The 12,267-nt window shown below is 55.0% G+C and carries 13 protein-coding genes; 5 read left to right on the top strand and 8 right to left on the bottom strand.

Going from position 1 to position 12,267, the window contains the following annotated elements:
* Nucleotides 1-9 precede the first annotated feature (9 nt).
* The gene (locus F2P67_RS08575) at nucleotides 10-360 is read right to left on the bottom strand and encodes a hypothetical protein (protein ID WP_166219404.1); all 351 of its coding nucleotides are present in this window, start codon (nucleotides 358-360) and stop codon (nucleotides 10-12) included.
* Nucleotides 361-564: 204 nt separating this feature from the next.
* Here F2P67_RS08575 and F2P67_RS08570 point away from each other — a divergent pair, with 204 nt between their 5' ends.
* The 4 genes from F2P67_RS08570 (at nucleotide 565) to F2P67_RS27965 (ending at nucleotide 2,786) form a co-directional block, all read left to right on the top strand.
* A complete protein-coding gene (locus F2P67_RS08570; protein WP_166219402.1) occupies nucleotides 565-1,218 on the top strand; it encodes a hypothetical protein in 654 nt (217 codons plus the stop codon).
* Complete coding sequence (locus F2P67_RS08565; RefSeq protein WP_166219400.1) at nucleotides 1,215-1,736, top strand: hypothetical protein; 522 nt, start codon at nucleotides 1,215-1,217, stop codon at nucleotides 1,734-1,736. Before F2P67_RS08570 ends, F2P67_RS08565 begins: the two co-directional genes overlap by 4 nt.
* Nucleotides 1,733-2,254 (top strand): hypothetical protein, encoded by a 522-nt coding sequence (locus F2P67_RS08560; protein ID WP_166219398.1) that lies wholly within the window; start codon nucleotides 1,733-1,735, stop codon nucleotides 2,252-2,254. Before F2P67_RS08565 ends, F2P67_RS08560 begins: the two co-directional genes overlap by 4 nt.
* 397 nt (nucleotides 2,255-2,651) lie before the next feature.
* Nucleotides 2,652-2,786, top strand: a complete 135-nt coding sequence (locus F2P67_RS27965) for a DUF6124 family protein (protein ID WP_343045148.1) — start codon at nucleotides 2,652-2,654, stop codon at nucleotides 2,784-2,786.
* Nucleotides 2,787-2,878: 92 nt separating this feature from the next.
* On the opposite strand, the gene F2P67_RS27745 is transcribed toward F2P67_RS27965, so the two are convergent.
* The 4 genes from F2P67_RS27745 to F2P67_RS08530 form a co-directional block, all read right to left on the bottom strand.
* Nucleotides 2,879-3,682 carry a hypothetical protein gene (locus F2P67_RS27745; RefSeq protein ID WP_246226477.1) on the bottom strand — a complete coding sequence of 268 codons (804 nt, stop codon included), beginning with the start codon at nucleotides 3,680-3,682 and terminating at the stop codon, nucleotides 2,879-2,881.
* A gap of 124 nt (nucleotides 3,683-3,806) precedes the next feature.
* Complete coding sequence (locus F2P67_RS08540) at nucleotides 3,807-4,316, bottom strand: flavin reductase family protein (protein WP_166219397.1); 510 nt, start codon at nucleotides 4,314-4,316, stop codon at nucleotides 3,807-3,809.
* Nucleotides 4,317-4,391: 75 nt separating this feature from the next.
* The gene (locus F2P67_RS08535) at nucleotides 4,392-5,426 is read right to left on the bottom strand and encodes a methionine synthase (protein ID WP_178120915.1); all 1,035 of its coding nucleotides are present in this window, start codon (nucleotides 5,424-5,426) and stop codon (nucleotides 4,392-4,394) included.
* 28 nt (nucleotides 5,427-5,454) lie between these two features.
* Nucleotides 5,455-6,438 (bottom strand): DUF1852 domain-containing protein, encoded by a 984-nt coding sequence (locus F2P67_RS08530; RefSeq protein WP_166219395.1) that lies wholly within the window; start codon nucleotides 6,436-6,438, stop codon nucleotides 5,455-5,457.
* Between the two features lie 346 nt (nucleotides 6,439-6,784).
* Between F2P67_RS08530 and F2P67_RS08525 the strand changes: the two genes are divergently transcribed.
* Nucleotides 6,785-9,406 (top strand): bifunctional diguanylate cyclase/phosphodiesterase, encoded by a 2,622-nt coding sequence (locus tag F2P67_RS08525; protein WP_166219393.1) that lies wholly within the window; start codon nucleotides 6,785-6,787, stop codon nucleotides 9,404-9,406.
* An 18-nt stretch (nucleotides 9,407-9,424) separates the two neighbouring features.
* On the opposite strand, the gene F2P67_RS08520 is transcribed toward F2P67_RS08525, so the two are convergent.
* From F2P67_RS08520 to F2P67_RS08510, 3 genes are all read right to left on the bottom strand, one after another.
* Entirely contained in the window at nucleotides 9,425-9,625 is a 201-nt protein-coding gene (locus F2P67_RS08520) for a hypothetical protein (RefSeq protein WP_166219391.1), read from the bottom strand.
* Nucleotides 9,626-9,923: 298 nt separating this feature from the next.
* The gene (locus F2P67_RS08515; protein ID WP_166219389.1) at nucleotides 9,924-11,489 is read right to left on the bottom strand and encodes an EAL domain-containing protein; all 1,566 of its coding nucleotides are present in this window, start codon (nucleotides 11,487-11,489) and stop codon (nucleotides 9,924-9,926) included.
* Between the two features lie 83 nt (nucleotides 11,490-11,572).
* The gene (locus F2P67_RS08510) at nucleotides 11,573-12,244 is read right to left on the bottom strand and encodes a DUF3313 domain-containing protein (protein ID WP_166219387.1); all 672 of its coding nucleotides are present in this window, start codon (nucleotides 12,242-12,244) and stop codon (nucleotides 11,573-11,575) included.
* Nucleotides 12,245-12,267 lie beyond the last annotated feature (23 nt).

Raw genomic sequence — 12,267 nt, 5'->3', positions numbered from 1 at the left:
TTCCCGCTCTTAATCGCCAGCCACATCCTCGAGCCACAACGGATCAATATAAGAACCGTCGTGCTCGGCCTCCATCACCACCTGCTCATGAGCAACCACGCCTTTGTGATTGAAATAAACCACGTAGCGTGTAAAGCCTTCCGGGAAGTGTTTATTTTCATAAAGCGTGGTGCCTGGTGGCAGCACATAACGGCTTTCATCGCCGTCGGGACCAACAATCGTCAGGGGCTGTGTGGTTCTGATCATCGCCATTCCATGGGTCGGCGAATCATGAGCGATCACAAAATAAAGCCATGCAGCCACATTTGCGCAAACCAGAAGGCTGAAACAGATCGCGATGCGTCGGGTGGTGGTGTTCAATCGGGTCACCGGCATTCCATTGACAGGGTGCGCCGATGTTACAGGGTCAAAAGCCTGAAAAGGTCTAATCGCTTTCGCCTAAGCGGCTAGCCAAATGCCACTACTTGCCTTAGTCTGCGCACCCCGCAAAAAACGTTCGGCCAGGAAGGCTTTGATTGACCTCCTCGCCGGAACGTCATCAAACGTGCAGATTCAAGGATGTTCATGCGTCATCTATTAAAAGTAGCGACCGCCGCCGTACTGGCTTCGATGCTCAGTGGCTGTATCACCGAGAGCGCTTCGTGGGTCAGCGAACCCTTGCAACCCGCGGCCGGTGAGCCGGTGGCCTATCTGGTCGGGTCTCTTGGCCCGCAGTTGTTCAAGCTGTCCCCCGCCGAAAACCAGCGTCTGTTTTTCCGCAAGCGCGGTTCCGAATACGGCGCTGCGGGCATCTGGAAAATGGCCGGCGCCTTCTCCACGCCGCAGGATGTTCAGGACGGTCGCGGTGCCGCGAGCGTATTCGTTCTGCCGCTCAAACCGGGCGATTACGAGTTCTACGATTTCCAGTTTTTCTCCGCGCGCTACACGCCCGGGCTGGGCACGGTTTATAGCTCCATGGAAGCCCGAGAGAAGTTCAACCTGCCGCTGCGTCTTGAAGCAGGCAAGGCTTATTACATCGGCGAATTTCGCTCGATGTGCCTGACCGGCAACTTCTGCGCATTCCAGTGGCGCGATCAAAGCAGCCGCGACGCGGTTTTCGCGCAACGCCAGGTTCCCGGATTGCCGACGCTGCAGCCGCTCAACCTCGATCTGAAACGCGCTGAACCCTACATCTTTGCCGGCACCGCGCCGGGTGCTGCTCTGGACGTCAAACCATGAAAAAACTCGTTACTGTCGCCAGCCTGGCACTGCTTGCCGGTTGCACGGCGACCAACACGTTGCCAGAGCGCACGCTGGCTGACGGCCAGGATTACCTGATGCCTATCCATGTTCTGGTCGACGATCCGCTGCAGTCTTCACCCCTGCGCAATCACCTGCGTCAGACCGGGGTGTTTCGCGCCATCGAAACCGGCACGGGCAAAGACGATGCGTACAACGTCCACGTCAAACTGAACATGCATCGCGAATTTCCGCCGTTTCCGGTGGTGTTGTTGAGCTGCGCAACGCTGTTCATGTTGCCGCTCTCCAAGGAGTACGACACAGAGGCCGAGTTCTCGGTGTATCAAGGCGACAAACGCCTCAAGCAATACACCTATCGCAACAACACCCAGAAATACACCTGGCTGCTGGATCAGGGCGGCGAACTGGAAGGCCAGAACCTCAGTCGCATCGCCCGCGCCTTTGCCCAGGACGTGCAACACGATCGCTTGATCCCGGCCGAGAGGGCTGAGCAATGAAGCTTGCCGCGATCAAGTCTTGTGCGCTGCTCGGCGCCCTGTTGACGCTGGGCGGCTGCGCCAACACGCTGCCACCGCTCGACTATCACGCGACTCAGGCCTATGTCCCGGTGACCCTGGGCCTGGGGCCGGTCAACACCCGCCACGAAGAGTACCGTCAGACTGAAACCATCTCGGCGCTGAAAAACACCGGTGCCTTTTCAATGCTCGACGGCGGTTACACCCGCAACGGCTACAGTTTGCTGATTACCGAACCGTGGTCGGGTGAAACCCCTTATCTGGCGATGTTCAACGTCCTCACGCTGTTCACCCTTCCTGTGCCTTATCACTATCAGGACAACTTGCGCGGTTCGGTCTTCAAGGACGGCCAGTTGCTCAAGACCTACAACTATTCCCGCGAAGGCTGGAGCGTGCTGGCCTGGTACGTGCCATCGCCCAAGAACAGAAACAAGCAAGAAATGCTCGATCAATTGCTGACGGAAATGGACAAGGACAAGCTGATTCCGTATCAGCGCTGACATTAATTCGTTCGCCATCGGCTTCGGTCGATGGCGTCGCGTAATGGCGGCTGTGCGCGGGATACCTTCGGGTATGCCGGGTTCCTTGATTTCCGGTCTGCGAACCTGCGTACAGCTGCCACCTCCTTCGTTTCGCAGCGAACCGTGGCGGTTCCCTAAATCAAGGAGCTTCACGCATGTTCAAACCCACACCCACCCCTCCCGAAACCGCCCCCCTTACGAATCCTTCAACTCGAAATAACTCCACGACGCCGCCGAACGCGCGCTCGACCACTACCTGATCCCCCCTCGACGACCAACCGCCACGCCAACCCAGCACGATGTTCACCGTTGCCGCCGCGATCAAACCGAAGAGCTGCTGGCCCACGCCTGTGTGTCGATAGCCTCGGCCAGTGTGATGTTGAGTGATTTTTCGGGACTGCTCGACACGCCCTATCGCCACACGTTGCTGGGCATTCAGCAGGTGGTGATGCTCGGCGAACTGGCGGTGAATCGGGCGCTGGATAACCTCGAACTACCCGCCGAGCACTGAGCTAACCGGTAGGAAATTGGCGGAAGGCAGCCGGTTTGAAGCCCGGCCGCGCCACCGGGCGCGATTGCCTTCCTTCCTGGCTCCTCAACGCTTCATGGAGGCCAAACCCAACTCACGAACCCTGCCGTAAACTCAAGCAGCTCTCGGTGGATCTGATCGACCGTGCCAAAGGTCTCGCTTTCAGCCAGAGCGTAGGCGTCGTCGAAATATCCGAACGGACGGAGCGCTTCAGGGAAATCACCGTTCGCCTTGGCCCAGCAACGATACATTTCCTCGGCTAAAACCTTTCCGAAGTCCGGTGCTTCAAGAAGTTTTTGATGTGCTGCAGCGAGTACGTACGGCAAGACTTCTGCACTGCTCATGGATGGCGTTGCAACCCGCAGCAGTTGGCGCGCCGTATCGAACCGGTTTGATTGACTCATCAGAGCCAGCTCAATCAGCTCATAAGGAGGATCAGCCTGTTCACTTATCGCTTCATCCGCCCAGCGAACGATGTCAGAAACGTCAAGAACCTGAAGCTCTAACGCTTCTTTCAAGTACGCGACCTGCATGCTTCTGCCGGGGTGCCTGTTCAGTTTCTCCCAGCGCCGAGCAAGACTGAACGCTTTATGGCGAGCGGATTGTGAAAGCACTTTACGAGATGCGCACTGAAGCAACAGTGCAGACAGGTTGTGGTCGATGGGAAATCCGTCGTCCAGCCATTTGATCGCTAGTCCAGACCAGTATTCCGAGTCGGACTCCAATGCGGTTACCAGCAACTGGCGCAACGAGATATCTACGGGTAATGCGCTTTTGATTTTCAGAGCGGCTATGGCCGCGGGAAGGTCGAGCTTCACGGCGTCGTAGGGCTTTTCAAGCAATGGCAACAGCCAAACGTAGCTAAAACGTAAAGTCATTGTTTCAAGAGTCTTGTGTGGCTGTTTTCGTTGCGAGTTAATCACTTTTCCAACTGAACACTCACAAAAAAATCCGTACCTGCTCTCCCCCATCCAATCTCTCGATTCGTCGGGACGCTGGTGGTCAAGCGACGTTAACGCCAGCAATGTTGCAATACTGCCCTTTGAAATACAGCAATGGCTGCACAGTCGCCGTTTCTTGAAGGTTCAAGGCTTTCACCTCGCCAATCACGATCAGGTGATCACCGGCGGTGTGTTCGGCGTGAATTTCGCAATCGAGCCAGTGCAGGCTGCCGACAATGACCGGGTTACCCAGCGGGGATTTCTGCCATTCGACGTTGTGCCACTTGTCCGTACCCTTGCGTGCGAACTGGTTGGAAATTCCAACCTGCTCGCCCGAGAGGATATTGACGGCGAATCGTCCGGCCTGGCGAATCCCCGGATAACTGGCCGAACTGGACATTACGCTGAATGACACCAACGGTGGGTTCACCGACACGCTGTAGAACGACTGGCAAGTGAAGCCAATCGGCTGGCCATTTATGTGCGATGTAATAACAGTGATGCCCGACGCGTAGTGCCCGAGCGCTTCGCGAAAGTGCAACGGTTCGATAGCAGGATCTGAAGGTGACATGGTGAATCCTGGGTATTGAGCGCAATTTGAACGTTGGAAGCCCGCCGGCAGATCCCGGCGGACTTTCTGGAACCCTTAGACCTGGTTTAACAATTCTCTGCGTACAATGTCTGCGCCCGCGCTCAACGCGTTCAACTTGCCGCGTGCCACTTGCCGAGACAACGGAGCCATGCCGCAATTGGTGCAAGGATAGAGCTTATCGGCAGCGACAAATTCAAGTGCCTTGCGCAGGGTGTTGGCGACTTCTTCAGGTGTCTCAATGGTGTTGGAGGCCACATCAATGGCCCCTACCATGACTTTTTTACCGCGAATCAACTCGACAAGGTCCATGGGGACGTGAGAGTTGTGGCATTCCAGCGAGATGATGTCGATTGTCGACTTCTGCAGCTTTGGAAAGGCTTCTTCGTATTGGCGCCATTCTGACCCCAGCGTTTTTTTCCAGTCGGTATTGGCTTTGATGCCATAGCCGTAGCAAATATGCACTGCCGTTTCACACTTAAGGCCTTCAATCGCCCTTTCCAGCGTGGCAACGCCCCAGTCATTGACTTCATCAAAGAACACGTTAAAGGCAGGTTCATCAAACTGAATGATATCGACGCCCGCCGCCTCTAACTCTCTGGCCTCTTCATTGAGTATTTTGGCGAATTCCCAAGCGAGTTTTTCACGGCTTTTATAGTGGCTGTCATAAAGGGTGTCGATCATCGTCATCGGGCCTGGGAGCGCCCACTTTATGGGTTGGCTGGTTTGTTGACGCAAAAACTTCGCATCTTCGACAAACACCGGTTTCTGACGAGCCACGGCGCCCACGACTGTCGGTACGCTCGCGTCATAGCGATCACGGATTCTAACGGTTTCACGTTTCTCGAAATCAACACCGCTGAGGTGTTCGATGAACGTCGTAACGAAGTGTTGGCGTGTTTGTTCGCCATCGCTGACGATATCGATGCCGGCCTGTTGTTGTTCTTGCAGCGACAAGCGCAAGGCATCCTGTTTGCCTTCGGTCAGTTGCTCATCTTGCAGTTTCCAGGGCGACCAAAGCGTCTCGGGTTGCGCAAGCCATGACGGTTTTGGCAGGCTGCCGGCGGTTGAAGTGGGTAATAGCTTTTTCACAATAAATGACCTTGTATTCTTCAATTATTCAAAGTGCGTAACGGGCAGACCACTGTTCAAGAACCGTCTGGTAGGGCTTGATGAAGTTCTCCTCAACAAACCTGCCCTGCTCAATCGCCAGTCGGCTACGCTCTTCGCGGTCGTAAACAATCAGGGTTAATGAATAGTCCTGATGCTGCAAACTTGGCTGGTAGGACTTCCCGGCGGCAGAGTTCGCGTTGTAAATCTCGGGCCGGTAAATCTTCTGGAAGGTGTCCATCGTGCTGATGGTGCTGATCAGTTCAAGATTGGTGTAATCACCCAGCAAGTCGCCGACAAAATAAAAGGCCAACGGCGCAACGCTATTGGAAGGCATGAAATAGCGAACCTTCAAACCCATTTTCTTGAAGTATTCATCCGTCAGCGAGTATTCATCTTGCTGGTATTCAACACCCAGCACAGGGTGCTGATTTTCAGTCCGGTGATAGGTTTTGCTGCTCGAAACGCTCAGGCAGATAACCGGGGGTTTTTTGAAATGGCTTTTGTAAGCACTTGAATTGACGAAACACTTGAACAGCTTTCCGTGCAACTCGCCAAAATTCTCCGGCACCGCAAACTCTGGACGAGCCTTGTTGTGCCCCAACAACAGCACACTGAAGTCGTAATCTCGCACATAGGAGGAGAAGTTATTGCCGACAATCCCTTCAATGCGCTCGTTGGTTTTGCGATCGACAATCTTCGTTTTCAGAATTTCAATCAGCGGAATGGCATTGCCACTGCTTTCAGCGTCAACATTCATTTCAACGGAAATGATTTCAAGCTCGACGGCGTAGCGATCACCTTCAGGGTTGTCCCAGTGCGCCAGGGCATTGAAACGGTTGTCGATCATTTTTAAAGTGTTGCGCAAATTTTCCTGACGACTCTCGCCTCTGGCCAGATTGGCAAAGTTCGTCGTGATGCGCGTGTTTTCCGAGGGGTGATAATGCTCGTCAAAACAAATACTTTTGATCGTGAATGCAAATTCTTTATTCATAGTCATTCGACACCATGCTTTTCGAGACAAACCTGAATGTGCTTGTCGCGCTTCAGTGTGTTTCGAGCTTTCAACTTCTTGTTCAGCAACATTCGTATTGCCGACGATTGAGGCGTAGTTTATGGCGCACTAGTGAACGATTGAAAACGAATAGAATTCACAAAAGCCGTTAGTCAGATTCATGATGTGTTGTGCAGTTGGTCTGGCGCCCCGCCCCCGGCAAGCGCAAATCAGCCCAAACCCACTAGACTCGTTCTAGCCCCTCCCCGCGCTCGCAAAGAACAAACTGAACATTGCGTGAGGGCCGTTGTTCTAGATGCGTAGACACGGAATCAAGGACGAGCTAATGGACATTGCCACCCCCGCTGTGCCTGTTCCGCCGTTGCAAAGAGCCGTCACTCGCCGGTTGGCGCTTGCCGTCGGTGCGCTGTTTATCGTTGGCGTGTTGGCCGCCAGTGCGGCGTTGTTGGGGATTGCTGCGCATCTGGACAGCGAGGACGTCAACAGAACGCAGTTCTACGCCGCGCGTGCGCTGGATAACCGCATCGCCGCCTCAAAAAGCTACATCACCAGTTACGCCGACTGGACTACCGCGTACGAGCGCCTGCATGCGAAGGTCGACATCGATTGGGCGTACACCGAGCAGAATCTGGGCAAGACCCTGTTCACCACTGACGGTTATGACGGCGTTTTCGTCCTCGACCGGCAGCGCACCAAATACGCCGTGATCGACGGGCAAAAGGTCGACGCCGACGTCTCCGCGTACCTTGAGCTGGCTGCCTCCAGCCTGATCGAACAGGTGCAGAGCCAAAGCGACCTCACCCTCCCCGTCAGTGCATACTCATTGTTTGAGGGCTGGCCGGCACTGGTCACGGCGGCGGCGATTCTGCCCAACGATGAACGCCCGCTGGGTGACCCGAAACAGACGTCAGTGCTGGTGTTCGTCGACAAACTCACACCGAGCAAACTGCTGCAGATCGGCAGCGCCTACGGTTTGCATGGTCTGGCGCTGGCCCAGGATCAAACCATCAGCAAGGGACAACCGCGGGTGCCGCTGGAAAACACCGGTTACAGCCTGATCGCCGATCTGGAAAGGCCCGGCCAGCAATTGTTGGGCACGTTGCTGCCAACACTCGGCGCAACTCTGGTGGTGCTGATGTTGCTGACCGCGTACTTCTTTCGCCATGCATTGCGTTCGTCACGCTACGTCGACGACAGTTTCAGCACCCTGCAAGCCGCCAATCAGGCACTCGAGACGGCCAATCAGGCGCTGGAAGCCAGTGAAGAACGTTTTCGTGCGGTGGCCGAAGCCGCGTCTGACTGGATCTGGGAAATCGACCACGACCTGCGCCTGACCTACCTTTCCGCGCGTTTCAGCGAAGTCACCGGGTACGGCGACGCGCAATGGCGGGGCCGCGACATCGAGCAACTGTTGGTCTGCGATACCACGCCGCTGGACCTGTGGCTGAAGAAGCTGCCTGAACAAAGCAATGCCAGCGACTTGCGCTGCACCTATCGCGATCATGCCGGCGAGCAACGGCATTGCCGGCTCTCGGCGCGGCCGATCATCGATAAAGGCGCGGTGACGGGGTATCGCGGCACCGCCAGCGACATCACCGATGAGGTCGCGGCGCACGCCCAGATTCAGCACCTGTCGATGCACGACGCCCTCACCGGCCTGCCCAATCGCAATCAACTGGCGCGTTATCTGGATGATGCGCTGGCCCTCAAGGAACACGCGCCGCCCCTGTCGTTGCTGGTGATTGATCTGGACAATTTCAAACCGATCAACGACTCCCTCGGCCACCCGGCCGGCGACGCCGTGCTGCAGGAAGTCGCCAGTCGCCTGCGCGAATGCACCCGCGAACACGACATTGTTGCGCGCTTGGGCGGTGACGAATTTGTGGTGGTGCTCAACGGCATGGACAGTCGCCACGAAGTCGACAAGTTCTGCCAGCGTCTGGTTGACAGCCTGCATCAGCCGGTGATTTTCGAGCACCATCCGCTGCACATTGGTGCGAGCATGGGCATCGCTCTCAGCCGCCAGCAAGGCTTTGTGCCCGGCGAACTGATTCGCTGCGCCGACATCGCGCTGTATCAGGCCAAGTCTGAGGGCAAGAACACCTGGAGTTATTTTGAAGCGCACATGAGCGACCAGATTCAGGCGCGGCGGCAAATGGAAATCGACCTGCGCTCGGCTCTGCAAAACAACGAATTCGTCTTGCACTACCAGCCCCGCTACAAGGTCGATGGCAAACATATCGTTTCGGTTGAAGCGCTGGTGCGCTGGCAACATCCGACTCAAGGACTGCTGGGGCCGGACCTGTTCATCGGCCTCGCCGAACAGTCCGATCTGATCGTCCCGCTCGGCCGCTGGGTCTTGCGCGAAGCCTGCGAGACGGCGCTGACCTGGCCCGACGACATACTCCTGTCGGTCAACCTGTCACCTGCGCAATTCGCCCTCAGCAATGTCGTCGATGACGTGCGCGAGGTGCTGGTACAGACTCGTTTTCCCGCCAGTCGCCTGGAACTGGAGATCACCGAGAACGTCATGCTCGTCGACACCGACGGTGCGCTGACCAGCATGAACGCCCTCAAGGAACTGGGCGTGCGATTGAACATGGACGATTTCGGCACTGGCTATTCGTCACTTGGTTACTTGCGCGCGTACCCCTTCGACGGCATCAAGATCGACAAACGCTTCATCGCTTCCATCAGCAGCGGCACCAATGACCGCGCGGTGGTTCAGGCGATCATCGGACTGGGCAAAGCCATGGGCCTGACGGTGACAGCGGAAGGCGTCGAGACCGAAGAGCAACTGGCGATTCTTGGCAAGGATCAGTGCAACGAGGTTCAGGGTTACTTCATGAGCCGCCCGGTCGACAAAGAGGTTTTTGCGCAACTGCTGAAGACGTCGCGGCACGCCCGATCCGATCAATCGGCGCGCAAGAAAGGTCGGGTAAGTTGAAAGGAAAAGATGCCTGGCTTAAGTCGGCCGGGTAAAAACACTGCCCGCGTCGCGCACCAACTGGCGCCACTCGGCACCGGTGATCAACCCTTGCAGCTCCATGTCATCGGCGGCCTTGAGCAACTCGTCATATTGTTCTTCCGCGTCCATGCGCAATTGGGCCTGCGTCGCCAGTTTGCGCCACTCGGCCAGTGCCTCTTTCTTTCGCTGCTCGAACATCGGACTACTCTCGGGACGGTGTCTGCGATAGAGCGAGTGGATTGGCCAGCGTTCAGTGCAAGCGACGGAAGGGGCAATAACGTCCCCTCCCCATTTGCGCGAGAACGGTGCCAACGACCTCATTTTCTGCCAATGCGACAAAAAAGAGATCGTCTCTTGACGGCGAGTTTCTTGTCGATAGCTGAGAGTCAGGAGCGGTAGAAAACGGCCAAAAACCGCTATTCGGCGGTTATTCAGCCAATGCTTGATTCAACAGAGAATGGCAAAGCAAATCGGAATAGAGGTATTAGCGCAACGCTTATTCCGCCTGGGCACTGCTCATCAAGTTCAAGAACTCGCCGGATGGCATGGCGCGGTAAAACAGCCAGCCTTGACCATACTGCACGCCTCGACTGCGCAAATAATCGGCTTGAGCTGGGTTCTCAATGCCTTCGGCAATCATGTACAACCCGAGACTATGGGACATCTCGATAATGTGCTGGGCAACTTTTGAAGCGGCAGCCTCGGTGGCGAGTGTATCCACAAAAGATTTATCTATTTTGATGGCGTCGATTTTCAGAAATTCAAGATAAGAAAGACTTGAATAGCCGGTACCAAAATCATCGATATGAACCGGATGGCCTGCATGATGGAAGGTATTGATCACCGGTTTGGTCAGTTCTGCGTCTATAAACCCGCGCTCTGTGGCCTCTATACAAAGTTGTTTGGCCGAGACACCAAAGCGAGTCAAATACTGCTCCAGTAACTTGAAGACCCTCAGGCTTTGCATGTCTGGCGCCGATAAATTGATGGAAATATGCACGTCGGGATGGCCCGCCAAAAACGCGCCCATGTCGTTGAATACTCGCTCGATTAGTTGATCCGTGAGCGCCTGTATCAGTCCGAACGATTCCGCCATTGGAATGAATATATCAGGAGAGACATATTGGCCATCCGGCAATTGCCAGCGCATCAACGCCTCTGCACCTACACAACGGTTATTCGACAAGTCGATGATCGGTTGGTAATGCACCTGAAACTGACGCAGACGCAGTGCCTCTTGCAGCTGGCGGCGGGGGGATAAATGCTGGTGCAGTAGTTTTAGTAGCAACGTGGCTCCCAACCCACTGACGAGTACCCCGAAGGGCATCCAGATGAATAACTGGCGTTGCCAAGCAATATTGAGCTGCTCCAGGGGGGAGTAAGCAACCACCGCGATTGGAAAATTTTCAGATCGCTGTATGGCGAAAAATCTGTCGTTTTCCACGAACGACTCTTGATCCTTCTTGGAGGCGTTGCTCAATGCCGCGCTATCAGCGCCGGGCCATGAGGAAATAACTTTATGAGTGCTGAGGTCGATCACCCCAAGCTTAATCAGATCGCCCAGCGGAACGATATCAACGAAGGAAGCCGGATCGATAACGACCGCGTGATGCCCTAGTCGCAGGTCGATCATGATCTGGTTGATACCCAGATCATTTTCAGCTTGATACCAGACGGATAAGCCTCTCGGCCCAATTGAGTCAGGTTCGGGCAACACGATCTCGTTGACAATATCTCGCATCGAAGAACAGCGGACTTTTTGTCCTTCCAGGTAAAGGACTTCCTGCACGTACCCATAGGTAAAGGAAATACGACGCAGTGATCTCAAATGGTCTGGGCTGCAACCTTCTTCAGGGGACTTTTCTATCTCTCCTAGCGCTTGATTAGCCTGCATTAAAACTCGCTCTGCGCGCATCAGCGTGCGCGAGGCGAACTCCAGCACGTCATCACTCAACAGTTTTTGCGCGCGCACATGGGAGATATACAGGCTTACACCCAATGGACAAATGACGACCAAAAAAAGTAAGCAGAACGTTAATAATGCCAACCGTTTTTTTTTCATGCCGCTTTTTTACCGTCATCACGCCGAGCTTAAAAATGGGCGACCATTCACCATGGCCGCCCGTCGCTCCTCCAGCAAACGAACTACTTGTGCTTAAGGCTTTGGTAGGTCTGACTCATTTCGCTGGCCCAGCTGTCGAGCACTTTTTTAACGTCCGTTGCCTTCATTACCTGGCTGTCGTTCTCCAGCGACTCCCCCGTGCCTTTACGCACTACCTGGGCCAGGACTTGATTAGTGGAACCGTCGAGAAATACTGCCTCGGTTGCCAAATCGGTTTCCTGGTCTCGTATACCTGTCGCTGTACTCACGGCGGCTGCGACCAATGCAATCGGGATCACTTCATAGAAATGCAGACCTTCGGTTTTGCTGCTAACTGCAGTAATAGCCGGGCGAATGATGATTGAGGTTGGGCTTGGTGAAGTCGCCAACGGCAATGACTTGCCAAACTCACGCTTGAGCGCCTGATCGTAGTAGCTGGTGATCCCCGTCAACGTGCTTTGAGGGATTTTCTCCGTGGGTTGCGGTTTCGGGTACAACTGGCTCGGTTCAACGTAAAAGCTGGTGTATTTAGTCAAATCAAGTTTAGGGTCGATCCAACGCATTACCGGTGCACCGGAAGGCGTTTTCTCCTCTTTCAAGCGACTGTAATCTTTAAGAAATCCGGAATACTCGTCAGGCTGTACGGTCTTGCTGGAACAACCCGTAATAGCCAGGGAGGCAATCATTAGCGAGCCCACAATATTGGTCAGTTTCATGTACCGCTCCTTAATGGTCATTT

The organism is Pseudomonas atagonensis (assembly GCF_011369485.1).
Lineage (GTDB): Bacteria > Pseudomonadota > Gammaproteobacteria > Pseudomonadales > Pseudomonadaceae > Aquipseudomonas > Aquipseudomonas atagonensis.
This window is presented reverse-complemented; position numbering and strand designations above follow the sequence as displayed.